This is a genomic window from Embleya sp. NPDC127516 (assembly GCF_044765325.1).
Classification (GTDB): domain Bacteria; phylum Actinomycetota; class Actinomycetes; order Streptomycetales; family Streptomycetaceae; genus Embleya.
The window spans coordinates 35,172-58,741 of record NZ_JBIWJT010000029.1 but is presented as its reverse complement, the minus strand read 5'-3'; the positions used below and the strand labels follow the sequence as shown (position 1 = coordinate 58,741).

At 69.4% G+C, this 23,570-nt stretch carries 24 protein-coding genes and 2 pseudogenes; 13 read left to right on the top strand and 13 right to left on the bottom strand.

Annotated elements, in window-relative coordinates; translation table 11 throughout:
- Positions 1–5: 5 nt before the first annotated feature.
- A complete protein-coding gene (locus tag ACIRL2_RS39145) occupies positions 6–680 on the bottom strand; it encodes a DUF998 domain-containing protein (RefSeq protein WP_395870830.1) in 675 nt (224 codons plus the stop codon).
- Positions 681–831: 151 nt separating this feature from the next.
- On the opposite strand from ACIRL2_RS39145, the gene ACIRL2_RS39140 reads away from it, so the two are divergent.
- On the top strand, positions 832–1,257 hold the full coding sequence (locus ACIRL2_RS39140) for a hypothetical protein (RefSeq protein ID WP_395870832.1): 426 nt from the start codon (positions 832–834) through the stop codon (positions 1,255–1,257).
- A 364-nt stretch (positions 1,258–1,621) separates the two neighbouring features.
- On the opposite strand, the gene ACIRL2_RS39135 is transcribed toward ACIRL2_RS39140, so the two are convergent.
- Positions 1,622–2,218 carry a TetR/AcrR family transcriptional regulator gene (locus ACIRL2_RS39135; protein WP_395870834.1) on the bottom strand — a complete coding sequence of 199 codons (597 nt, stop codon included), beginning with the start codon at positions 2,216–2,218 and terminating at the stop codon, positions 1,622–1,624.
- Positions 2,219–2,363: 145 nt separating this feature from the next.
- Between ACIRL2_RS39135 and ACIRL2_RS39130 the strand changes: the two genes are divergently transcribed.
- Positions 2,364–2,789 carry a RidA family protein gene (locus ACIRL2_RS39130; protein ID WP_395870836.1) on the top strand — a complete coding sequence of 142 codons (426 nt, stop codon included), beginning with the start codon at positions 2,364–2,366 and terminating at the stop codon, positions 2,787–2,789.
- Positions 2,790–2,848: 59 nt separating this feature from the next.
- A complete protein-coding gene (locus tag ACIRL2_RS39125; RefSeq protein WP_402238785.1) occupies positions 2,849–3,946 on the top strand; it encodes an alkene reductase in 1,098 nt (365 codons plus the stop codon).
- A 780-nt stretch (positions 3,947–4,726) separates the two neighbouring features.
- Here the strand turns inward: ACIRL2_RS39125 and ACIRL2_RS39120 are convergent.
- From ACIRL2_RS39120 to ACIRL2_RS39105, 4 genes and pseudogenes are all read right to left on the bottom strand, one after another.
- Positions 4,727–5,284, bottom strand: coding sequence for a hypothetical protein (locus ACIRL2_RS39120; RefSeq protein ID WP_395870840.1), 558 nt, complete (start codon positions 5,282–5,284; stop codon positions 4,727–4,729).
- A gap of 428 nt (positions 5,285–5,712) precedes the next feature.
- Positions 5,713–5,901 (bottom strand): annotated as a pseudogene (locus ACIRL2_RS39115) (IS481 family transposase); the annotation flags it as partial.
- Between the two features lie 103 nt (positions 5,902–6,004).
- Positions 6,005–6,118 (bottom strand): annotated as a pseudogene (locus ACIRL2_RS39110) (IS5/IS1182 family transposase); the annotation flags it as partial.
- Between the two features lie 167 nt (positions 6,119–6,285).
- On the bottom strand, positions 6,286–7,560 hold the full coding sequence (locus ACIRL2_RS39105; RefSeq protein WP_395870842.1) for an alpha-L-fucosidase: 1,275 nt from the start codon (positions 7,558–7,560) through the stop codon (positions 6,286–6,288).
- Between the two features lie 131 nt (positions 7,561–7,691).
- On the opposite strand from ACIRL2_RS39105, the gene ACIRL2_RS39100 reads away from it, so the two are divergent.
- Positions 7,692–8,480, top strand: a complete 789-nt coding sequence (locus tag ACIRL2_RS39100) for an AraC family transcriptional regulator (RefSeq protein WP_402238783.1) — start codon at positions 7,692–7,694, stop codon at positions 8,478–8,480.
- 266 nt (positions 8,481–8,746) lie between these two features.
- Here ACIRL2_RS39100 and ACIRL2_RS39095 read toward each other — a convergent pair whose 3' ends face one another.
- Together ACIRL2_RS39095 and ACIRL2_RS39090 are read right to left on the bottom strand one after the other, a co-directional pair.
- Complete coding sequence (locus ACIRL2_RS39095; protein ID WP_402238780.1) at positions 8,747–9,955, bottom strand: aspartyl protease family protein; 1,209 nt, start codon at positions 9,953–9,955, stop codon at positions 8,747–8,749.
- A 65-nt stretch (positions 9,956–10,020) separates the two neighbouring features.
- A complete protein-coding gene (locus tag ACIRL2_RS39090) occupies positions 10,021–10,608 on the bottom strand; it encodes an ArsR/SmtB family transcription factor (RefSeq protein WP_402238778.1) in 588 nt (195 codons plus the stop codon).
- Positions 10,609–11,174: 566 nt separating this feature from the next.
- On the opposite strand from ACIRL2_RS39090, the gene ACIRL2_RS39085 reads away from it, so the two are divergent.
- On the top strand, positions 11,175–11,387 hold the full coding sequence (locus ACIRL2_RS39085) for a hypothetical protein (RefSeq protein ID WP_402238775.1): 213 nt from the start codon (positions 11,175–11,177) through the stop codon (positions 11,385–11,387).
- Positions 11,388–11,688: 301 nt separating this feature from the next.
- On the opposite strand, the gene ACIRL2_RS39080 is transcribed toward ACIRL2_RS39085, so the two are convergent.
- Entirely contained in the window at positions 11,689–12,066 is a 378-nt protein-coding gene (locus ACIRL2_RS39080; RefSeq protein WP_395870852.1) for a GntR family transcriptional regulator, read from the bottom strand.
- A 4-nt stretch (positions 12,067–12,070) separates the two neighbouring features.
- The gene (locus tag ACIRL2_RS39075) at positions 12,071–12,904 is read right to left on the bottom strand and encodes a hypothetical protein (RefSeq protein WP_402238772.1); all 834 of its coding nucleotides are present in this window, start codon (positions 12,902–12,904) and stop codon (positions 12,071–12,073) included.
- Between the two features lie 247 nt (positions 12,905–13,151).
- Between ACIRL2_RS39075 and ACIRL2_RS39070 the strand changes: the two genes are divergently transcribed.
- Positions 13,152–13,751, top strand: coding sequence for a hypothetical protein (locus ACIRL2_RS39070; RefSeq protein ID WP_402238770.1), 600 nt, complete (start codon positions 13,152–13,154; stop codon positions 13,749–13,751).
- On the opposite strand, the gene ACIRL2_RS39065 is transcribed toward ACIRL2_RS39070, so the two are convergent.
- The 3 genes from ACIRL2_RS39065 to ACIRL2_RS39055 form a co-directional block, all read right to left on the bottom strand.
- A complete protein-coding gene (locus ACIRL2_RS39065; RefSeq protein ID WP_395870857.1) occupies positions 13,691–14,395 on the bottom strand; it encodes a TetR-like C-terminal domain-containing protein in 705 nt (234 codons plus the stop codon). The genes ACIRL2_RS39070 and ACIRL2_RS39065 overlap by 61 nt on opposite strands.
- Positions 14,396–14,594: 199 nt before the next feature.
- Positions 14,595–15,173, bottom strand: a complete 579-nt coding sequence (locus ACIRL2_RS39060) for an ATP-binding protein (protein ID WP_402238768.1) — start codon at positions 15,171–15,173, stop codon at positions 14,595–14,597.
- Between the two features lie 933 nt (positions 15,174–16,106).
- Positions 16,107–16,862 carry an IclR family transcriptional regulator gene (locus ACIRL2_RS39055; RefSeq protein WP_402238766.1) on the bottom strand — a complete coding sequence of 252 codons (756 nt, stop codon included), beginning with the start codon at positions 16,860–16,862 and terminating at the stop codon, positions 16,107–16,109.
- Here ACIRL2_RS39055 and dmpG point away from each other — a divergent pair.
- The 7 genes from dmpG (at position 16,791) to ACIRL2_RS39020 (ending at position 23,546) form a co-directional block, all read left to right on the top strand.
- Positions 16,791–17,852: a 4-hydroxy-2-oxovalerate aldolase gene (dmpG, locus tag ACIRL2_RS39050; protein ID WP_402238763.1), complete on the top strand. Its 1,062-nt coding sequence runs from the start codon at positions 16,791–16,793 to the stop codon at positions 17,850–17,852. The two genes, ACIRL2_RS39055 and dmpG, sit on opposite strands and share 72 nt — an antisense overlap.
- Positions 17,853–18,068: 216 nt before the next feature.
- Entirely contained in the window at positions 18,069–18,854 is a 786-nt protein-coding gene (locus ACIRL2_RS39045) for a 2-keto-4-pentenoate hydratase (protein WP_395870863.1), read from the top strand.
- Between the two features lie 130 nt (positions 18,855–18,984).
- Complete coding sequence (locus ACIRL2_RS39040) at positions 18,985–20,076, top strand: ABC transporter substrate-binding protein (RefSeq protein ID WP_402238759.1); 1,092 nt, start codon at positions 18,985–18,987, stop codon at positions 20,074–20,076.
- 35 nt (positions 20,077–20,111) lie between these two features.
- On the top strand, positions 20,112–21,023 hold the full coding sequence (locus tag ACIRL2_RS39035; protein ID WP_402238907.1) for an ABC transporter permease: 912 nt from the start codon (positions 20,112–20,114) through the stop codon (positions 21,021–21,023).
- Positions 21,020–21,808 (top strand): ABC transporter permease, encoded by a 789-nt coding sequence (locus tag ACIRL2_RS39030; protein ID WP_402238756.1) that lies wholly within the window; start codon positions 21,020–21,022, stop codon positions 21,806–21,808. The genes ACIRL2_RS39035 and ACIRL2_RS39030 overlap by 4 nt, the downstream gene beginning before the upstream one ends.
- A complete protein-coding gene (locus ACIRL2_RS39025; protein ID WP_402238753.1) occupies positions 21,805–22,659 on the top strand; it encodes an ABC transporter ATP-binding protein in 855 nt (284 codons plus the stop codon). Before ACIRL2_RS39030 ends, ACIRL2_RS39025 begins: the two co-directional genes overlap by 4 nt.
- Positions 22,656–23,546 carry a creatininase family protein gene (locus tag ACIRL2_RS39020; RefSeq protein ID WP_402238751.1) on the top strand — a complete coding sequence of 297 codons (891 nt, stop codon included), beginning with the start codon at positions 22,656–22,658 and terminating at the stop codon, positions 23,544–23,546. Before ACIRL2_RS39025 ends, ACIRL2_RS39020 begins: the two co-directional genes overlap by 4 nt.
- The last annotated feature ends 24 nt before the right edge of the window (positions 23,547–23,570 follow it).

Here is a 23,570-nt window from a genome sequence, read left to right as displayed (position 1 = left end):
TCCGATCATCCCTGCCGATGGTAGGTCGAATCGGGCCGGTGGACACGGCGGAGCGTCAGCGCAAGGGCGGTCGTCCAGCCGAAGGCGACCAGGCCGTTCACGGCGATCCGGATGCTCATGTGGTCCTCCGACATCGGCAGCAGCAGGACCGTCGCGACCACGCCGTTCAGCACAGCCGCGCCGATCGCCCGGCGGCGCGCGCAGCGCACGGTCAACACGATCGCGGCGACGGCCAGGGCGATGTAGGCGCCGACGGCCGAGGCCGAGTGGACGATGCCGTGCCAGGACATGCGTTCGACCGGCCGGTCGGGGGTGCCGACCGGGAAGCCGTTCTCCGCGTCCATGGTGAACAGTCCGGCGGAGATCATCCCGACGCCGAAGACCGCGACGAGGACCGGTACCGTCCGTCGTCCGACACCTTCGGTCAGGGCGCGCGCGATTCCGGCGGCCAGGGCGAGAGCGCCGAGACCCGCGAGTACGAACGTGGTGATCTGGATCCAGCCGGCCCCACCGGTGGAGAGTTGGCTGATCGGGTGCCGGGTGATGTCGAAGCCCTCGCGGGTGGCCATCTGGACGCCCGCCGAGGCGAAGAACACCGGCCCGGCCAGCGCCCCGGCGATGAACAGGTGATCCGAGCGGCGCATCGCGGGGGCGGCGTCGGTGGTGACGGTGTTCGTCATGACTCCTCCTTGGTGGGTCCTGCCGGATACGTCGGTACCGAATCCCGGGTCTCGACACCTTCCAGGCGTGATCCACGCCACACGCGCCGGATGTCGAGGTCGGGTCGACGGCTTCGAGGTATCGGCGACCATCGACAAGAAGGAGGACGACATGTCCGAAAGCAACCAGCCGAGCGTCGAGCTCAAGGCCTTGGATCGCCTGGTCGGCACCTGGGCGGTGACCGGCGGGGCCGAGGGAAGCGTGCGATACGAGTGGATGCCCGGCGGGTTCTTCCTGAGCCAGCAGGTCGAGCTCACGCAGTTCGGTGAGCCGGTCAGTGGCCTGGAAGTGATCGGGAACCTCCGTCCGTTCGGCGAGCCCGCCGGCGCGGACGTGGTGTCGCGGTACTACGACTCGAACGGCAACACATTCGACTACGTCTACGAACTCGCCGGCGACACACTCACCATCTGGGCGGGGGCGAAAGGCAGCCCGGCGTATTTCCGGGGCACCTTCAACGCCGACGATACGGTGATGACCGGTGACTGGGTCTACCCCGGTGGGGGCGGATACACGTCGACCATGACCAGGGTCTGAGCCCGGAGGCTACCCGGGGTCGTACGCGGCGGCGCCCGCGTCGTGGGCGGCGGGCGCCGCGGCGGACCACCACCGCCGGACACACTCCTTCGTGGGAGACGGACGGACCGTCTCTGATCGGGGCGGCGTACTTCGGTTCGGCGCGGTAACGCCTGCGTGGTCCACTTCGACGACGAGGAACGGTGACGGCGCGGGCCGGGAGTGACCGGTCCTCGCGTTCGCGGCCCGTCACGTGGGCGTCGGCGCGCGTCGATTGGTGCACCAGCCCCCCGACAGCACTTCGCCCCGCCGCGTCATGGCCGGCGAGGCATCCAGGCCCGGGTCGGCCGACAGCATCCTCGACGAGGGGCCGGGCGCCGGTCGTTCACCCCGTGTCCGGCCGGGGTCGCAGGCCGAGCAGGACGTCCTGGACGAGATCGGCGCTGCGCCTGACGGCGTCTTCGCCGAAGCCCAGGAAGTGCCGGTAGTGGATCGGCGCGTAGAAGAGGTCGACCATCACGTCGGTGGGTACGTCGGAGCGGAGTTGCCCGGCGGCGACGGCGGAATCCAGGCGGGCCCGGCACTGCGCGATGCTGGGCTCGAGGATCGTTTCGCGGAACGCCTTCATCAGTGCGGGGTCGTTCTGGGCCTCGCCCACGACGCCCTTGAAGGCCTCGCTGATCCGGCCGGTGATCAGCCGCCGGCTCACCGCGGTGATCTGGGTCGTGAGGTCGGCGGCGATGTCACCGGTGTCGGGGAAGGCGAAGTCGTCGCCGAGTTCCTCGTTCATCGCCTCCAGCACCACCGCGCCCTTGGAGCGCCACCAACGGTAGATCGTGGGCTTGCCCACGCCGGCCTGGGCGGCGATGGCCTCGATGGTCACCTTCGCGAAGCCCTTGCGGCTCACCAGGTCGAACGCCGCGTCGAGGATCGCCCGGCGGGCGCGCTCGCTGCGCCGTTCACTGTTCGGGTCGGGGGTCATGGTTCCCACTCTACCGCTGGCGTGACGTTACGTTTCGTTTTGACAAGTCGCTCGGGAGGATCTAACTTCCTTGGCGTTACGGAACGTTTCGTAACGTGATCGAGCGGGGCCCGGTACCGGATGCCGCCGAGACAAGGGGAGAGGTATGTCCAGCAACGAGAGCGCGACCACCGTGGGGCGCGTCGAGAAGATCGCGACCACGCCGGACTGGTACGCGCCGTATCGGATATCGCAGGCCGTCCGGGCCGGGGGCTTCGTGTACGTGTCCGGTCAGGCGGGGTTCGAGGAGGACGGGACGACCGTCGAGGGCGGGTTCCTGGCGCAGGGACGGCAGGCGTTCAGGAATGTCGCGCGGGTGTTGGATGCGACCGGTCTGGCCTTCGCGGACGTGATCAAGGTCGGCATCTTCGTGCGGGACATGGCAACGAATCTCCCGCACGTGATCACACTGCGCGGTGAGTTCCTGGCCGAGCCCTACCCGGCCGACACCATCGTCGAGGTCGTCTCGCTGGCCCGGCCCGACTGGCAGATCGAGGTCGAGGTCGTCGCGCTGGACCGGAGTGCCGCATGAGCGCCGGGGGCGTGAGGGGAGTGGCGCGGGACACGGACACGGCAAACGAGGGTGGAGAAATGCGGGAGTTGCTGGAGCCGTACCGGGCGGGGCGGCTGGAACTGGCCAACCGTGTGGCGATGGCCCCGATGACGCGCGGCCGGGCCGACGACGTGACGGGGGTGCCGAGCCGGCACGCGGCGACGTACTACCGGCAGCGCGCCGGAGCCGGGCTGCTGATCACGGAGGGCGTGTACGTCAACGCGCTCGCCAAGGGCGGCCCCGGCATCCCGGGTCTGGTGACCGACGCGCAGGCGCGTGGCTGGCGGGAGGTGACGGACGCGGTGCACGCCGGGGGCGGCACGGTCTTCGCCCAGTTGTGGCACGTGGGCCGGATGACCCACCCGCTGACGCTGCCGGACGGCGAGCTGCCGGTGGCCCCGTCGGCCGTCGCCATCGAGGGGAAGCAGATCTTCACCCGGGACGGGATGCTCGACCACGTGACCCCGCGTGAGCTGACGGTCGGTGAAATCGCCCGGACGGTCGGCGACTTCGCGCGTGCAGCTCGGCGTGCGATCGAGGCGGGCTTCGACGGCGTGGAGATCCACGGCGCGAACGGCTACCTCATCCAGCAGTTCATCGCCGACAACACCAACCTGCGCACGGACGAGTACGGCGGCTCGGCCACCGGCCGCCTGCGGTTCGCGATGGAGGTCGTCGAGGCGGTCGTCACCGAGGTCGGTGCGGACCGGGTGGGGCTGCGCATCTCGCCGGACAACGCCGAGAACCAGCTCGCCGAGTCCGACGCACGCACCACGTACCGCGCGCTGGTCGACGCACTGGACCCGCTGGGCCTGGCCTATCTGCACGTGCTGGAGAACGGTGCGTACGGAGCGATCGCGGACCTGCGGACGCGCTGGTCGGGGACGCTCGTCGCCAACACGAACGGTCCGGTGCCGAGCAGCCCCGGCGCGGGGGCCCGGCTGGTGCGGGACGGGCACGCGGACGTGGTCGCCCTCGGCCGCCTGTTCATGACGAACCCGGACCTGCCCGCCCGCCTGGCCAACGGCATCCCGCTGGCGGGGCCACCGACGGAGCACCTGTACGGGGGAGGGGCGGAGGGATACATCGACTACCCGGCCGCGACGGATGACCCCAAGGTCGCGGCAGTCGCATAATCGCCCGGTGCGCGGCCCCCACAGGGATGCTGTCGGCCGATCCGAGCCTGGTTGCTTCGCCCCGCCGCTACGCGGCGGGGCGAAGTGCCGGCAGGGGGATGGCGCGGGCCGAGGCGAACCTTCGGGGGATCCACACTCACCACAAGACGTACCGCCGCGACGGAGGGTCAGGCAGGGACATGTCCGGCCTCTGCCACGTCCTCGGCCTGGTCCACCAGCTCGCTACCCAGGACGCGGGCGACAGCACGAACGGGCTGGTCAATGAGTTGAACTCGCTGCTGGAGAGTATGGCCAACGTGTCCCATGTCCTCCGAGTCTCCTGGCGGTGGTTTGTTGTCAGCGGGTCGGAGTCGCGGTATGCCGATAGGAGGGAACGTCGCCTGCGCCTCGGGGCGCCCCCAGGGTGATTGTGGGGCGGGGCGCGTGGTGGTGCGTGACAGAACCGTCGGGTTCCCAGGAGTGTGGGTGCAGGGCGTGACGCCCCCCTTGTGTCGGGGTGCGGTTCCAGCGGTTCGGATCTGCGCGACTGCGATGGCGTGTCTCACACGCTGGCCCCGGCGTCGTTGTTCGCGCGTCGGGTGACCGACGGCTTGGACCCGAAGTACCCGCTGTTCGCCGTGTTCTCGCTGACCGGCGCCCACAGCGCCCAAGGCAGCCGTGCGGTCGGGGTGGGCTGGGGTCTGCCGGGCGGCCGTGGTGTTCGTGGTCCCGCCGAGCCTGTACTACGCCCGCGCCGGAATGCGGCGCGGGCACTGGACGGACCGGCACTCGAGCGTCACATCAAACGCCGTTCCGCGGGGCCGAGGCGACGATGCGCTGGTAGTCGTGCCGGTCACGCGGGACTTGGGGTTCCTCCAAGGCTCGGACCGAGACCGGTTCGCCGACGGGTCCGATCACCGCTCCCATGATGTTCTCCCAGGCGAGACCTTCGGCGTAGAAGTCGATCCCGTACTGCGCGACGATCTTCGGCTGCCCGTCGACTGTCATCGCCCAGTACTGGCGTTCGTAGGCGATGGAGTTGTGCTCGTCCCCGCCGCCGACGTCGGCGGCGAAGCAGGTGCCCCATCCGGGTACCTCGTACTCCACCGCCACGTACAGCGGGCGGCGTACCGGTGTTGCGGCCCTCTTCGCGATCTCGGCCAGTCTCTCGGCCGACATGCGCCGGGGACGCATGAACGGGGACGTCATACTGGTCCCGGGTGAGGAGTACATGAAGGCCTCCGTACGCGCGACCCGCAGTTCGAGCCGATCGTCGGGCTCGGTGAGGTTGGCGACGTCCTGCGCGTACACCGCAGTAAGGAATTCCCGGAAGAAGGTTACGGCCTCGTCGATGTTCACGTCGCCTCTCGCTCCCTCGCCAAGAGCCGCACGTCTGGCTCCGACCGCATACGGTAGCGCACGCGCGGGCGGTGTCCGGGTTCGGCTGTGCACGATCTCCGAGGCCCGCGCCAGGGGTTGGCCGCAGACAGGGGGATCATCCACGCCTCGATGTCCGAACCTACCGCCGGGCCGCGGATGCGGGCCGGAGCATGATCCGGCACGGACGTTTCTCGTCCTCCAATCCACGCCCGACGGTGCCCCGTTGGCGACGGTTGAGGTGCAGCAGCAACTGCGGCTCGGTCGAAACCTCCCGCATGGCCGGGGGTGGCCACGGCGACGAACTGCGAGTGGTAGTCGGGCTGTTGCTCCGCCGTCCACGAGGAGTCGTCGGCCCCGATCGCGAGTAAGGGCGCGGGGGCGTCGACGTAGTCGCGCCACCCACCCAGGTACTCGCGTGCGCGTTCACGGAACGTGATGGCGGTCTCCTTCCTCTCGTCTGTGAGGATTTCGCCGTAGGCGAGGCCGGAGTGGTCGTCGACGGCGTTGTGGAGGTAGGCGAATCCGGCGTTGGACCTGGTTTTGCGTCCGACGGCGCGTCGGGCGGCCCGGATATGGCTGGAGTCGATCCCGCGACCAGTCGAGCTGTTTGGCCGCGTGCGGTCTCGCGAGGAGAATCGCGTGCAGCCGATCCCACACGCCGGCCTCGTTCCAGGCCGCGAGACGACGCCAACACGTCATCCCCGATCCGAACCTCAACTCCTGCGGCAGGAACTCCCACTGGATACCCGTATGCAGGACGAACAGGGTCCCGCACCACGCGCGCCGATCCGGCGCACGAGGCCGCCCGGGCACCGATCTCGGCGCCGGCTCGGGTAGCAACGGCTCGAACAGGGAGCACAGTTCGTCCGAAACGATCGACGGACGCGACTCGCCTCTGCGCACACCGGGCCCAACGACCGAACAAGCCGATAGGCACACCGAATGCACTGTTTGTTGGGACCGCTTATCCGGACCCGCGGTCAGTTTCGTCCCTGGCCCCGATAGAGCTCGAGTTCACCGTCGAGCTCGACGGCGAGGACGGTCGCGTACTCGTCCTGGTCCTTTTCCGCAGGGGCGTTGATCCAGGTGATTCCGGGGACCTCGCCCAGGCCGCCGGTGACGTGGTGGCTCAGTTCCGTGCCGGTGCCCACTACGGTCGCGTGCTTGACCCGGGTGCGCAGACCCTTGAGGGCGAGGTGCTCGCGAAGGGTGCCGTAGCAGACCAGGTAGACGGTTCGCTGATCGGAGGAGAGGGTGCTGGGCCCGTAGTGGTGCCCGGGCGGCAGACCGGCGCCAGTGCCGTGGACGGCCGCATGGTGGCGGGCGATCCACGCGCCGAGGCCCTCCAACCGGGACGACTGCTCGGCGGTGATGCGGCCGTCGGCCATCGGGCCGACGTCGAGCAGCAGGTTGCCTCCCATGCCGATGGTCTCGGTGAAGTAGCGGACGAGCTGACGCACGCTCTTGTGGTTGTTGTCGGCGTGCCGATAGCCCCAGGAATCGTTGATCGTCAGGCACAGCTCCCAGGGGCCCGTGGGCGCCCGGAGGGGGATGCCCTGTTCCGGGGTGGCGTAGTCGCCCCGGGAGAGCATCCGGGCGTTGAGGATGGTGTCCGGGTTCTCGGCGAGGATCATGTCGGCGAGCACGTCCGTGCCCCACTGCTGCTCGCTGCGCTCCCACTCGCCGTCGAACCAGAGCAGGTCGGGCCGGTAGCGCTGCATCAGTTCGCTGACCTGGCCGTCGCGGTAGGAGAGGTAGCGAACCCAGGCGGCGGGGTCTTCGCGGCCGTCGGCGGGCTCGACCAGTGTGTTGCCGGGGATGTACGTGTGATGGGACGGGTCGGGGTGGATCACGCTGGCGTAATCGGGGTGGTTCCAGTCGGAGTGGGAGTAGTACAGGCCGACCTTCAGGTCCTCGCCGCGCAGGGCGTCGACGAATCCCCGGACGAGGTCTCGGCCTGCGGGGGTGCGCTTGGCGACGTTGAGGTCGCCGCACTCGCTGTCCCAGAGGGCGACGCCGTCGTGGTGACGCGCGGTGAGGACGGCGTAGCGCGCACCGGCACGCTTGAACAGCGCGGCCCACGCGTAGGGGTCGTAGCGGGCGGCCGTGAAGCCGTCGAGCTGCGCCAGGTACTGCTCGCGGCTGACGGTTCCGTCGTACATGGCCCAGGATTCCGGGATGCCGTCGACGGCATAGATCCCGTAGTGGACGAAAATGCCGAGCTTGGCATCGGTGAACCAGGGCTGCATGGGCATGGGGTGCTCCTTGAAGAAGGTGTCGGGAGGTGGGAGGGCATCCGACTCGAGTGGTTACTGATGTGCACAGTAGAACCAAGTAGGTGCTCCTGACGTGGGCCAGGTTCACCAGTTACTGGTAATTTCTCACCATGGTCGAAACTTCGGCGAGGCATATCGCCCACCTGGACTCACCTCCGCGCGTGGCGCAGGTCGGGGTGGGAGTGCACGGGCTGGGGATCGAGCGTGAGGTGTTCCAGCTGCCCGAACTGTGGCAGCTGCACCTGTACCGCTACAGCGCCGAGTTGATCGTCGACGGGGTGGCCCACGAGGTCCGGCCCGGCTGTGCGAGCCTCGTTCCACCCGGCGCGGTGGTGGAGTTCCGGTACCGGGGCCGCTCGGAGCACCTGTACGCGCACTTCGAGCTCGGGACCACCGGTACGCCTCACCGAGTACCAGCCGTGCTGGACTGCGGCGCGGAGGCGCCACATCTGTCGGACGCACTGCTGAGGGCCGTAGCGTGGCACTCGATGACCCCGTTGCGGGCCGCCGCAGAGGTGTGGACAGTGCTGTGGGCGCTGGCGGCCGGCGAGGTGCCACAGGCGGAGGAGCGCCATCCGGCACTGGCTGCGGCGCTGGCCCACATCGAGGTGAACATGGCGAGTCCGCTGACGGTTCCGACCATCGCCCGGGCCGCGGGGGTCTCGCACAACCAACTCACCCGCCTGTTTCGCGTCGCCTTCGCCGAGACCGTGGTCGCCTATCTGCGGCGGCGTCGCCTCCAGGTCGCCGCGCACCTGTTGCGGAACTCGACTCTGGCGATCCCAGCGGTCGCATCGCAGGTGGGAATTCCTGATCTGCAGGCCTTCAACAAGGCCTGCAGACGTGAACTCGGCGCTTCGCCACGCACTGTTCGTGCGGGGCGCAACGACGAACACTGACTCGGCGACGCGGCAGGTCGTGGTGCGGGCCGACGGGGGCGATTCGTTCCGGGACCACTGACCAGTCCAGGGGATCACCATGACAATGCGTACAGGCCGCACCGAACGCTCCAGCGGGCGGCGCCGCTCCGTGCGCTGCACGAGCCGGTCACCGACCTCGACGAACCCCAGCGGTTGCGTTTTCGCAGACGGGCCCGACTCTCACGGTGCGGTCATCCCGGCAGCGATCCGGTTGTGGTTTCGCGAAATCGCGGTCAGGGCTGGGCTTATGCGAACAGGTACTCCCTGCGTTCGAAGTCGATCGTCCAGGTGAAATGGCGGAGGTACCCCCAGGAGATCAGCGCGTCCACGCGGATTCCGCCCCAGTCGCCGAAGTCGCGCCAGACGCGATCCGTTACGGGGTAGGCGGTCATTCCCTCTCTCGATGCCGTGCCGATGGCAAGCGTGCCGGGGAGTTCGGCGAACCGGCCGGTCTGCGGCCTGGCCACTCCCCACCGGGCAAGAGTGCGCCGTGGCACGAGCATCGCCACCTGTCCCTGATCGGGGGTGAGCGCCACCAGGCCCGAGTCGACGAACAGGTTGACGCCACTGATCCCATCGACGCGACCACGGGCGATCATCAGGTGATCGCTCCACAGGCCGAACGGTGCCACGTGCTGTGCCGCACCGAGACGGGCCAGATGCCGGGCGCGGGCGATGTTGTCGCCACGGCGGGACAGGACGAGACGCCGATTCGGCGCGTCGACCGTCGTCAGGAAGCGCTCCAGAATGTTGGTGCCGACGATCGGCCCGAGCGGGACGTCGAAGGCCGCGGCCGGCGGAAGTCCCTTTTCATGCACGGCCACGGGCACGTTGCGCAGACGGATCGTCCCGATCTCCAGATCGGCCAGTCCGTAGCCGACCCGGTGCCGGCCGAGCGCCGCGAACTCCCGTGCCGAGGCAATCGTGTCGATCCCGTGGGCGGCCGCAAGTTCCCGCGAAAGGTGCACGAATGAGCCGCCGGTGTCGAGGCGGAGTACGGTCGGTCGGTCATTGAGGTGCCCGGCGAAACCGGGCATGAACGGCGTGAGCGGGTCGTCGGTGAAGGGGACGTCGACGACGCCGTCGATATCGATTCCGAGGGGCCGCTCAACGGCCAGGCGCAAACGTGCTCCGATCGCGCCGCGTCGCGCAAGGCCCCGTCGTTCCGCCAGCGTCACGGCGCCTGGGATGTCTCCTCGGTGGATGTGCGCACACAGGATCGGTTCGTTCAGTTCATCGAGACGTTCGTAGCGAGGGGCGATCATCCGATGTGTGTTGATGGCGCCGTCGTAGTTGCCGAGCACGGAGTCGGCGAGAACGAGCACGTGCCGTGCTTCGTCCACGGCATGCCCCGTAGCGAGCAGGTTCGCCGCGAGTTCGCGGGCGAGCGGTAGATCCCCGGCCCGCCAGGCGTCCCAGGCCGGCTGCGCGACGCGGGTGGGCCGGGAACGCATGCCGAGTCGGCGTGTCACCGCCCGTCCGGCGCGCGCCAGTGCCTCGGTTCCTCGTGACACCCGTGTCACCCCCTCTCGTCCTTCGCGGGTGGCAGCCGAATCTCCTGCCGCCCGTCGGCCGTGACGTCCTCCCCGGGGTAGATGGCGAGGACGAGTTGATAGGGCCGACCGTCCTCCTGGTCGGCCGCCGAGAAGCGTTCGCCGAGCCGGACCAGCTCGTCGGCGAACGCGCTCGCGTCGCCGGGAGCGATACGAACGCCGAGTGTCAGGGCCACGATGGGGTCACTCGACTTGTCGGGCAGTCGCGCCAGCGCGGCCGACAACTCACTGCGGGCGAAGGTCAGCGCGATCTTGTGTGGTGCGGTCATGTCGGTCGGAGCGGGCGCGACCGTGAAACGCTCGGCTGACGCCGCGTAGTACTTCTCCAGGTTCCGACCCGTGTCCCGCTTCTCGACGAGGATCACCAAGCCGGCACTTTCCAGGATCCGGATGTGTCGGGTGAGGTTGGCGGGGTGGACGTCGAGCCTTCTGGCGACCTGCGTTGCCGTGGCGGCACCGTCGCGCAGGGCATCGAGGATCGCCATGCGCGTCCGGTGCAGGTACGCCGCAATCTCGGCCTCGGTAGTGAGAACTCGTCTCGTCTTACTAGACATACGACTAACGTTAGCACTAGTGCGAACGATGTTGCTTCCCGCTCCGGCTCACCAATGCGGCCTGGGAGGATGGTGGGCGGGGGCAGGCGCAGCCAAGGACGGTTTCAGCTCGGCGCGGCAAGCGGGCCGGCGGCTTCTTGCGCTTGATCGCCGTGTCCTCGGCGAGCCGTCCGGGCCGGCGTTGATCAACCAGGTGGCCCGGCGGGCGGTGAGCGTCCGAGCTTGACTCTGAAGCTCCTACAGATGGTCAAGGAGCCGTCGACACTGCGGGGTCGCTCCTCGAGTCGCAGGTCAGGTAGCGGTAGCCCTCGCGCGCTACGAAGCGCTCGAGGCATCTGAAGATGTCCTTCGTCTCGAGTCGTTCAAGGGTGCGTCGTGCGACGTAGGCGCGGGTGCGTGGGTCGTGGCGCATGCGGACGCGCACGATGGCGCGCAGTGCGCGGTGGCCTGGCGGTCGCTGCCGCGGTTGAGTCGGTGGCGGTCGGTGCACCGGCATTCTCACGCTCGTCCTCGCCGGCGGCCTCACCACCGCGAACATCGTCCGTCTTCGGATCTTCCATCCGCGTGTGCACCCGCCGGCCATGCTGATCCTCGGCGCGGGCGGCGCGCTGCTGCCGCCCCTCGTACCCGGCCACCCGGACGGTGGCACGGACATCCTCCTCGCCGTCCCGGCCGGCCGGCGCACCCTGGGCCGACTCGACCGGTCGGTCCACCACTTCGCCCGGGTCGACGGGCCGGCAAACGGTCTTGGGCGGCACCAGGACCGGTGCTTTCGGTGACGGCTGCGGGGCCGGCGGCCGCTTCGGTCACGGCTTGCCCGGCCCGCAGCGTGGCGCCTCGCCCGTCCCGGACTTCTGCGTCGATTCGGTTCGTCAGCTGCTCGGAAGTTGCTCGAACCCACCCTGTCGGCCTGGCGGGGCGAACGCCGCGGCAACGGCCTCGACTTCGGCTGAACCCGGAACCAGGCACAACTCGCAGGACAGTACGCTCTTTTACCCACATCGCCCTACGCGAGAGTCCCGGCGCGGCGTCGTTCCCGGATCGTTGCGGGTCGCCGGCCGGCAGGTGCGAGACGGCCGGTCAGGACGAGGGCGATGTCGCGGTGCCGTTGGTCAGTGCCGCTCGGACGATACGGATGGCCTCGTTGGCGTCGATGCCGGTACCGGCGATGACGGCGGCGTACTCGGCGGCGGCGCGGCGTGCACGCTCGCGTCCCTCCTCGCCGGCCGCGGCCACGAACGAGCCGGCCGCTCGGCGGGTCTCGATCAGCCCTGCCTCCTCCAGCTCCCGGTAGGCCCGGCCGACGGTGTTGGCGGCCAAGCCGAGGTCCGCGGCCAGGCGGCGGATGGTCGGCAGCCGGGTGCCCACGGCCAGCGTGTGGTCCCGGATCTGCCGGGCGAGCTGCGCGCGGAGCTGCTCGAACGGCGGGACGGGCGAGGCCGAGTCGATGACGATCACCGGTTCACCGGCCGCTCGTGGCGTGCCGCGCCACCGTGCTGCTCCGGGCGGTCCGCGCGGTGATCAGGACGAGCGTGACGGCGCCCAGGACGACGAAGACGAGCCAGGCGGCGTTCCACCAGCCGAGCGCGGTGTCGAAGACCGACGCGACCGGCAGGCACCACACCACGGTGGGCGTGGCGGCCTCGCGGGCGTCCTCGACCCGCATGATGACGTCGGCGGTCAGCGAGACCTCGTCGTCGGCCACGACCGGGTGCGTCAGAATATGGCGCAACTGCACGACCGTTGCGACCGCGACCCCGCACAGGGCGATGAGCAGGACGAGTGCCGCGTGGCGCGCGGCGGAGTCCCGCACGGTCAGGGCGGCGATCGCCAACGCCGTCGCGCCCGCGAACGTGGCAACCGCGAACGCGGCCCGCGGCCCGCCGAGAACGGTGCGCCAGCCGAGCCGGACCGGGTGGGCGACCCGCCGCGGCAACGTCGCGCCGGCCCGTCGATCGACCCGCCGTACCCACCTGTCCAGCAGCGACTGGGCGAGCACCAGAGCGGCCACCGCCGCCGTCAGGACCGGCAACGACCAGTGCCGGTAGGGCCCGGACCCGTCATCCGAGGCGCCGGCGGGCCGGTCGGTGACGTAGATGAGGGCGACCACCATGATGAACACGGCCAGCAGGACGTGAGCGGCCAGACGGGTACCTCGCCGGGCCGCCAGACGCGCGGCCAGCAAAGGTGTCGCTCGGACGTCGGCCAGGCCGTGCCCGGCCAGCCACACGCCGGCCCGCTCGAGATCCGCCGGGCGCGTCGACCGGGCACCATCGGGAGTCGTTCCTGTCGACATGACGCCCCCTTGTCTCATCTCTTGCCTCAATAGGGTGCGTCAAGGCTTGCGACAAGTCAATGGCGAGGTGGTCGTCGGCGGCGTCCTCCTTCGCCCTTCGTCCTTCGATCCGAGTCCGCCCGTTTCCCGGGCGACTCCTCGGATCGTCGACTTCCGGCTCCGCGCGAAAGGCCACCGGCCACGCGTTCGGCGTCACCGCGCGGCATCGCGCGGCATCGCGCCGAGGGTGTACCCCACGGCGCCTCTCGTGGCGCCATCGCGCCGCTCACCCGGCGAGCGGCCGGGCAACAGCCTTCCTCTCGAGAGCGTCGACGCCGACAGTCGGGTCGACCTCTTCGCGGCACAGGCCGAGAGGGTGACGGGCGGCAGCACGTACATGAGCGTTCGAGACAAGAGGGAGCGCCAACTTCGGCACGCGCCCAAGCGATTGGCCGATCCCAACCTCCGCTTGGTGACGCTCCCGAACGCGAACAAGGCCGTCGGCACCTACGAGGACTCTCGACTGCCGAACGAGCGCGGAGTCGCGGACGACGGAGCCGAGGCCGTGGAACACCTCGGACTCGTCCTGGGCGGACTCCAGGTTGCGGACGTGGCGGCCCAGGTGGCGCTCACGATCCACGCGGACTATGTCGACGAGACCGAATTGCGACCCCGCGAACATCAGTACGCGGCGGCGGGCTCGATGCTCGATCAGGTGGTCGCCTGGGGCACGGCCCTGCGATCACTGCGCTTGGGTGACGATCTCAGCCGTGTTCACCGCGCGTTCCGGGTCCGTGCATCGAGTCGTCACCGGATCTTGTCGCTGTCGGCGGGACCTCGCGACGGCGAGCCGCCGTCGGTGACGTGAGTTCCAGCGGATGCTTTCACGATGGGGTCGGTGCTCGCGAAGACGCCGGCGAGGGCGGCGGTGTGGACCGCGGCCGCGGCGCGGTCCGCGAGCGCGGTGTCGAGTGGCCGGCGCACGACGAGCATCCGGTAGTAGACCGGCGCGCCCAGCGCCGAGATGAGTTCGACGCCGTCGGTCTCGGCGGGCAGTTCACCGCGTGCGATCGCACGCTCGACGATCACCGCGGCGCCGGCGTTGCGGTCGGCGAAGAAGTCGTGCAGGGCGCGTTCCGCCACCGGATCCCGGGTGGCGCCCGCGACGATGGTCTCGATCAGGGTGCGGAATCGGATGTCGTCCCGGTACAACGCCACGATCGACCGCGACAGTGCCCGAAGGTCACCGTTCAATGATCCGGTGTCGGGAAAGGGAAGCTCGTTGAAACTGATCCACGTCAGGAGGTCCACGATCAAGCCTTCGACCGTGCGCCAACGCCGGTAGAGGGTGGCCACGTGCACACCGGAGCGACGCGCCACGTTCTCCATGGTGAGTCCGCCCCGTTCGGGCTCACCGAGTTCCGCCAACACAGCGCTCAGTACCTCCGCGCGGGTTCGCGCCGTGCGTCCACCGGGACGAACGGATCCGGGCGTGTGCGCTGGTTCACTCATGGCCGGCACCGGGCTCCACAACGGTCGGACAGTCGGACTGGCAGTACGCCCGCGGGGGGTACCCGTGTTCGACGGTGGCCATTCCCCGCGCCGGCGATTTCGGGGTGAGAGCCGAGTTGTTCGGGCGAGCGATACGGGACGGACGCGTGCGCGGGGAAGAACCACGTCTCGGACTCCCGTCGAGAGGGCCGACCGTCTCTCATCGGTAGCGCTCCACGGTATGCCTGTGTGGTCGGGGGCCGGGTGTTCCCGCGTTGATCGGGTAGCCCTCGAGCCAGGAAGCCCGAGGCAGATCGATGGTGAACCATACGGCCTTCCCGTCGGGCAGCGGGTGCCAGCCCCAGGCGGTTGCGATTGCCGCCACGAGCGCGAGGCCGCGGCCCGAGTCCTTGAGTTCGGCGGGGTCGGTGGTGTCGGTGGTGTCGGCGGCCCGGGGGTGAGCGTGGCCGTGGTCCTGGACGGCTACGGTGAACACGGATCGTTTCGGGTCGTGCACGAATCGCACGGTGACATGGGCTCCGGGTGCGTGTCGGACCGCGTTTCCGTGGAGTTCGGAAACCAGCAGAACGGCGTCGTCCACCACCTCTGCGGGAGCTCCGATGCCAGTCAGCCGGAGCCGGACGAAGTCGCGGGCGGCGCGGGCGGAGCGAGGATCGGAGGGGACGGTCAGATCCGCCGTCACGTCGCCGTCCGCGACCTTGGCGCGCGGCGCCCCGGGCGAGCGCTCGGTGGGAGGAGGATCCGCCCGGCGGGTGCTCGGGAAAGCGGACCGGGCCATTGGGCAGGTGATCGAGTGATTCACGGTGGTCTCCGCGGCAGTGGGCTGTCGGATGGCTTCCTACTTGGCCCCCGTCCGGACGCGCCCCGGTCTCTCCGACGACCGACGAGGCGATGCCCTATATGGACACCTTAACGCGATATGTTTCGTATTAGAAGGCTATGACGATCGGGACATTCGAGAGGAGAGGAAAGAGGGGCGCCCGCGCGTGCTCCGAACCGGTCGACGGGCAGGCAGGACGAGGCACCGCATCGTCACCTGGTCATCTGCCGACTTCTTCGCGGCGTACGACGTGACCGGGCCGGTACTCGCCGCCCACGGCGACAAACTCGCCCGCGCCGTCCGGGGTGCGGACGACAGGGTCCTGATCAACCACCCCGCCCGATCCGGCCCGGTGGTGGCCAATCCTGGTCCAGGGGCCGTGGGTGGTGGCGTCGCTGTCGATCCTGCGTTCCAGCCTGCACCGCCGGGGGCACGGCATCCGTGGATCGTGGTTGCCGCGTTCGCCGGCCTGTCCATGGCGCTGTCCCTCACCCACGCCCTCATGACCGTCCAGGGCGTCGTCGCCGTCCTTCCCGCGGTGGCGACCACGGTCTGTTTGCACCAACTCGTACGCCAGATCACCCTCACCCGACCACGCGGTTCCGGGGATCCGGCTTCGGCCCCGTCGTCGATCTGCGATACCGCGCCACCCGTGTTCCGAGGGTGGTGTCGTGGATTCCCAACTCCCGGGCGACATGGGTGATCGGTCGAGGACCGTCCACACCGATACCAGGGATGCCGTTCCTTGCGACTGCCGGTCCAACTCGAACCGAAGGGCTCCGAAGGGTTGGACGACCTACGAACGGTGGGCGCGGGTGCATGTCGAGGTGCTGGTGCATCCGTGCGGCGTCGGTGGGTCCGGGGAAGGGCGGCTCGTCGATCCGGAGGGGCTCAGGCGCCGGCCCGCAGGACGCGCGACAGGCCGAGCGCCGTGGTGCGGACCGCGGGTGCAAGCTGGGCGGGCCGGAAGCGGGATCGGGGTACGGCGACCGAGAGCGCGGCCACGGCTTCCCCGCCGCTGAACACCGGGGCCGCTATGCAACTCACGCCCAGCGCCGACTCCTGGTCTTCGTAGGCCAGGCCGGACGCCTGGACCTGCTCGATGGCCGTTCGGATCCCGGCCGGCTCGGTGATCGAGTGTGGTGCCAGCCGCGGTAGCAACGCGGCCAGCACCTCTTCGGTCAACTCGGGGCTGGAGAAGGCCAGCAGTGCCTTGCCGACACCGGTACAGGTCAGGGGCAGGCTGCCACCTATCCGCGACGGCATCAGCGGTGCGCCGTGGCCGTGGATGCGCTCGACGTAGACGACCCCGTGCCCCTCCCGGACGCCCAGGTGCACGGTCTCCCGGGTGGCCTCGAAGAGATCCTGGAGGAACGGCAGCGCTGTCTCCCGCAAGATCGAGGCCGAGGTGGCGCTCGTGCTTGGTGCCGATCTGCCGTATCCGGACTGCACCGTGGCCGAGGTCTTGCGGGCGGTGGACTTCGCGCTGCCCGCGCTGGAAATCGTCGACAGCCGGATTGCCGACTGGGACATCGGCTTTGTCGACACCGTGGCCGACAGCGAAAGGGCCGCACGATGACCGCCACCCCACCGTCCCTGTACGTCCAGGACGTAACCCTGCGCGACGGCATGCACGCCGTCCGCCATCGCTACTCCGTGGGACAAGCGAGTACGATCGCCGCCGCGCTGGATGCGGCGGGGGTCGCCGCGATCGAGATCGCCCACCGCGACGGGCTGGCCGGTTCCAGCATCACCTACGGCGTCGGCGCCCACACCGATTGGGACTGGATCGAAGCCGTCACCGCCGCCGTCCGGTACGCGGTGCCCACCACGTTGCTGCTGCCGGGCATCGGCACTGTGCGGGAGCTGAAACAGGCCCATGCACTGGGCATCCGGTCGGTACGCGTTGCCACGCACTGCACCGAGGCCGACATCGGCGCCCAGCACATCGCCGCCGCCCGTGAACTGGGCATGGACGTAGCCGGTTTCCTGATGATGTCCCACATGGCCGAGCCCCCCGAACTGGCCCGGCAGGCCAAGCTGATGGAGAGCTACGGCGCCAACTGTGTCTACGTGACGGATTCCGGGGGCCGGCTGACCATGGACGGCGTACGGGATCGCGTCCGCCCGTATCGGGACGCCCTCGACCCGGGCACCGAACTGGGCATCCACGCCCACCACAACCTCGCCCTGGGGGTGGCGAACACCGTGGTGGCCGTCGAGAGCGGAGTGACCAGGGTCGACGCTTCACTGGCAGGCCAGGGCGCGGGGGCGGGCAACTGCCCACTGGAGGCGTTTGTCGCGGTGGCCGATCTCATGGGCTGGCATCACGGTTGCGACCTCTTCCCGCTCATGGACGCCGCCGACGATCTCGTCCGCCCTCTCCAGGATCGAGAAGTCCGCGTCGACCGCGAAACCCTCACCCTGGGTTACGCGGGTGTCTACTCCAGTTTCCTGCGCCATGCCGAATCCGCAGCTCGGCGGCATGGGTTGGATACCCGCGCGATCCTCGTCGAAGCCGGTCGCCGCGGCATGGTCGGGGGTCAGGAAGACATGATCACGGACATCGCGCTCGACCTGACGGCGCGAGGCGCCGGGGACACCGCAACGAGCGCCTCGGCAGTCGCGGGAGATTAGCTGCTATCAATGTATTGATTACAGTCTTTTCATGTTCCATACTCCAACCATCGACGCATCCCGTCGGGTCAGGAGGCACAGGAATGAAGACCTCGTGCAGGCACACCGCGGGCGCCTACGGGCCCCTCCGGCCGGCCGTGACGTTAGGCGGCCGCACGCCGGCCCCCATCCGAGACGCGGCCGACTCCCGACCGCGCGGAACCGAAGGAATGCCAAATGGCCGAGTGGACCATCGAGACGGCTGTCGATGAACTGCTGAGCAGGGAGCGGCGGATTCAGGACGGCGGCCGGATCACCGATCAATGGCCGGACCTCGACCTGGACACCGCGTATCGGGTCCAGGACGCGCTTCTGGACCGCAAGACGCGGGCCGGTGAGCGTGTCATCGGGGTGAAGCTGGGCTTGACCTCCCACGCCAAGCAGCAACGCATGGGCATCGACTCGCCGTTGACCGGGTGGCTCACGGACGCCATGTCGCTGCCCGCAGGCCCTCCTGTGGCGCTGGACGGGATGATCCACCCCCGGGTCGAGCCGGAGATCGTGTTCACCATGGGCCGGCGGCTGGCCGGTCCCGGAGTGACGCCGGATCAAGCGCTGGCCGCGGTCGCCACCGTGCACGCCGGGTTCGAGGTCATCGACAGCCGGTACCGCGACTTCAGCTTCGCACTGCCGGACGTGGTGGCGGACAACGCCTCCTCCTGCCGCTTCGTCGTCTCCGGCGAGGCGCTGGCACCCGGCAGACTCGACCTCGCCACCGAACAATGCCGTCTCGACGTGGACGGCGAGACCGTTGCCGTCGCCACCGGCGCCGCCGTCCAAGGCCACCCGGCTGCGGCCCTGGCCCTGGCCGCCAACGGCCTTGCGCGGCGCGGGTTGGCCATCGAAGCGGGCTGGACCGTGCTGACCGGCGGGCTGACCGACGCGGTCGTTCTGACACCCGGCACGCGGATCACCGCGGAATTCGGCACGCTCGGCACCCTGGTGCTTTCCGGGGCCATCTGACGGTTCGTCGAGTCCGCCTCCGCTTTCCCCGACCACCACGGGACCGCCCGACAGCGCGCCCCGTCCGCACCACCCGGCCGCCGACCTGCGGCGCCGATCATCCCATCACGCGCACTGCTGCCCTTCCGATTTGGAATCCGCCCCCTCCCGGATCAGTCGTGGCGTTTCGGCCGGGGCGGCGACAGCGCCCGTTTGCGATCCGCGGGCGGTAATCCAGGGCGCTACCCGAAGCATGAGAAGTAGGGAGTCCGGTATGTCATTCTCACGGCGCAAGAGATCGATCGCAGTCGCGGCCACAGCCGCATTCGCCTTCGCCGCCACGGCCTGCGGGTCAAACGGGGGCGGCGACAAGGGGGCGGGTCCGACCCGGATCAAGCTGGGCGTCATACCCATCATCGATATAGCCCCGGTGCAACTCGGCATCGAGAAAGGTTTCTTCGCCGACCAGAACCTGGAGGTCCGCACCCAGAACTCGCAGGGCGGCGCGGCGATCGTCCCCGGCGTCGTCAGCGGCGACTTCCAGTTCGGCTACTCCAACATCGTCAGCCTGCTGATCGCCAAGAGCAAGGGCGTCCCGGTACGCATGGTGTCCGTGGGCGCCCGGGCCTCCGGCGACGAACTGGACGACGGATCGGGCCAGTTGATGGCCAATGACCCGAACATCAAGACCGTCGCGGATCTGGCGGGCAAGAAGATCGCCGTCAACACCCTCCGGGGCATCAACGAGGTCGCCATCCGGTCCACTCTGAAGAAGAACGGTGTCTCGGGCGGCGTGGCGCTGGTCGAGGTGCCCATCCCGAACATGCCGGCCGCACTCCACTCCGGCCAGGTGGACGCCGCCATGCTCGGCGAGCCGTTCACCACGGTCGCGGAGAACCAGGGTGCGCACCCTCTTCCGGTCAACTACGCCAGCATGGGCCACGGGCTGCCGTTCGCGGCCTGGTTCGCCTCCGAGCCCTACGCCGCCAAGAATCCTCAGGTGGTGCAACGCTTCACCACCGCCCTCGAACAGTCGCTGCGATACGCCCAAGCCCATCCGGACGAGGCGCGTGCCGTCCTGAACCGCTACCTCAAACTCGACGACGGTGTCGGAGCCAAGGTGACGCTGCCCGGCTGGGACCCGACGACGAACCGGGACGAAATCGAGACCCTCGCGCGGCTCGCCGTCGATACCGGCTTGATCGACAATCTCAAGCCGCTCGATCAGTTGATGAACAAGTAGCCCACCAAGCCCAGTTCGAGGAGTCGGAGATGGATGTGAAGCTTCAGCCGCGCGGCGGGACCCGGCGGGCGGACGCGCCGCCGGCCGCCGCGAAACACCCGCCGGGGAGGGATGCTTCGGACGGCCCCGGCCGCGCCTCCGCGAGCCACACGTCCCGCGCCCGCGCCTGGGCGCGGACGGTTCCGGACCCGGCGCTCGGGGTGCTCGGCATCGTGTTGCTGGCCGGCATGCTGGAAGCGCTGCCACGCCTGGGCATGGTCTCGGCGGACTACCTGCCGCCCTTCAGCGACATGGCCGCGGCGCTGGCAGACGAAGCCGACGAGCCCTCCTTCTGGCAGGCGGTGCTGGACACGCTCAAAGGCTGGGGGTACGGGCTGGCCATCGCGGTCGGCGCGGGAGTCGTCCTGGGACTGCTCATCGGCAGCATCGAAGTGCTGCGCAAGGCCACCGCATCGACCATCGAGTTCCTCCGCCCGATCCCCTCGGTCGCACTGGTCCCGTTGGCCGTGCTGGTCTACGGCACCGGTCTGGAATCGAAGCTGCTACTGGTGGTGTACGCCTCGTTCTGGCCGGTGTTGCTCCAGATGCTGCACGGGGTTCAGGACGTCGACCCGGTGGCGAGCGACACGGCCCGCAGCTATCGACTCACGCCGTGGATCCGGCTGCGCCACCTGGTCTGGCCGACCGCACTTCCCTACCTCGTGACGGGCATCCGGCTGGCCGCTTCGGTGGCGCTGGTCCTGGCCATCAGCGCGGAACTTCTCATCGGCAGCCCCGGCCTGGGCAGCGAGATCGCACTCGCACAGTCCAGTAACGCGGTACCCACGATGTACGCCCTGGTCATCGTGACCGGCGCGCTCGGGGTCCTGGTGAACGTACTCGCCCGGGTGCTCGAAAGGCGCGTGCTGTTCTGGCACGCATCCGTGCGGACGGAGGCTGCGACGTGAAGACGCTCAAGAACGGCGTCAAGGGCCTGCTCTACATACTCGGGCTGCCTGTGGGGTTGTTGGCACTGGCATGGTGGATGGCCGCCCGAAGCGACAGCTTCTACTACCCGACGCTCGACGAAGTCCTGACCGCGTTCGGTGACACGTGGTTCTCCGCACGGATCGTCGACGACGTCCTGCCCAGTCTCGCCAGACTGGCGGTCGGTTACCTCGGGGCGGTACTGATCGGCGTGAGCCTGGGCGTGCTGCTGGGGTCCCATCGTCGGTCCAGGGCACTGCTCGAACCGGTGCTGGAGTTCTTCCGCGCCATTCCGCCACCGGTGCTCATTCCGGTGCTCATGCTCTTCAGCGGCATCGGCGACACCATGAAGGTTGCCGTGATCATCGCCGGTTCCGTCTGGCCGGTGCTGCTCAACACCATCGAAGGGGTCCGGGCGATCGACGACGTGCTCGTCGACACGGCGCGCTGCTACCGGATCACCGGAGCCGCCCGACTGCGGCGGTTGGTGCTGCCGGCCGCGAGCCCGCAGATCGTCGTCGGAATGCGGCAGGCGCTGTCCATCTCGCTCATCCTCATGGTGATCAGCGAGATGTTCGCCAGCTCGAACGGAGTCGGCTTCGCGATCGTGCAGTTCCAGCGGAGCTTCGCCATCCCCGAGATGTGGAGCGGAATCCTGCTCCTCGGCCTGCTGGGCTTCGCCCTGTCCTTGCTGTTCCGCCTGTTCGAGTCCCGGGTCCTCGGCTGGTACCACGGGCTCCGCCGTTCCCAAAGGGGAGAGAGATGACCAGCACCGACGCGGCCCCCGCCGCGACCACGGGCCCCACGAGCCCGGTACTGCTCGATGTCCGGAAGGTGCGGAAGACCTACGAGAGCGCCGGGCGGAGCGTGGAGGCGGTGCGTGACCTGACGTTCGGCATCCGCACCGGCGAGCTGGCCTGTATCGTCGGCCCCTCCGGGGCCGGCAAGACGACCCTGCTCAAGTGCGTCGCCGGGCTCCTGGCGCCCTCCGACGGTGAGGTGCGGCTGAGCGGCCGCCCGGTCCACGAGCCACCGAAGGACATGGCCGTGGTCTTCCAGGAGTACGGCCGCAGCCTGTTCCCCTGGATGACGGTTGCACAAAACGTCGCCTTGCCGCTGAAGCAGAAGAAAGTACCGCGTCAGGAACGCGACCGGCTCGTGACGCAGGCTCTGGAGTCGGTCGGGCTCAAGGATGCGCCCGCCGCCTATCCCTGGCAGCTCTCCGGCGGCATGCAACAGCGAGTGGCGATCGCCCGCGCCGTCGCCTACCAACCCGCCGTGTTGCTGATGGACGAGCCGTTCGCCGCCGTGGACGCGCAGACCCGCGCGGAACTCGAGGACCTCACCCTATCGTTGTGGCGCGACCTGGACATGACCGTGCTCTTCGTCACCCACGACATCGACGAGGCGGTGTACCTCGGTCGGCGGGTTCTGGTGCTCTCCGCGTCCCCGACCGTGGTGATGGAGGACATCGCCGTCGATCTGCCCGACGAACGCGAGCAGTTGGCCACGCGCGCGCTACCACGCTTCGCGGAGCTGCGCGCGCACGTCTACGAACAGATCCAGCGCGCCAAGGTGTTCCACACCGCGGCCGCCGCGACCGGGGATCCGGCATGACCGCGGGGGAGCCGGACGGGACCGGCGTCTTCGTCGACACCATGGCGGAGCTCACCTGGTACGAGGTGGAGCGGGCGGCCCGGGACGGCGCCGTCCTGCTGTGGGCGTTCGGCGTGATCGAACAGCACGGCCCACACCTGCCGACGGGTACGGACGTCTATCTGCCCAGCGCCCGGCTGCGCGCCGTTCGCCGCCTGCTGGCACACCGGGGCATCGAGGCGCTGATCGTGCCGCCCTATTACTGGGGCATCAACGTGGTCTCCGGCAGCTTCCCCGCGTCGTACGGTATCCGGCCGGAGCTGATGCGGGAGGTCATGGCCGACCTGCTCGCCGGGATGGCCAGGGACGGCTTCCGGCACGTCTTCTGCTTCTCCGGACACGGCGACGCGCTGCACAACCGGACCCTGTACGAGGGTGTGCGGGTCGCCCGTGAACGCTGCGGCATCGACGCCAGCTTCGTGCTCGAGCCCGCGCTGGTCGACCGCCTCGGCCTCGACCCCGGCGACCGGTGTCTGACGGTGCACGGCACCGATCCGGCGGACTCCGAACCGGTCGGGGGAGTGGAGCAGCCGCAGTACGCCGATGTGCACGCCGGGCGCGCGGAGACATCGGTGATGACGCACCTGCACCCCGACCTCGTCCGCGAGGACGTCCGGGCGGGGCTGGTCGCCACCGACCTGGGGCCTGCCGAACTGGCCGTGTGGCGGCGGGGGTTCGACGATGCCCGGCGCACCACGCCGCTCGGCTACTGCGGTGATCCCGCCGCGGCCGACCCCGACGAGGGCCGGCGAGCCCACGCCGCGTCCGCCGAACTGGCCGCGGACGCCATTCGGACCCGGCTTGGGCTCGGCCGAAACGCGGCCGGCACCGGATCCGCGAGTGACTGAGAGAACACGAAGCGACGCCCAATC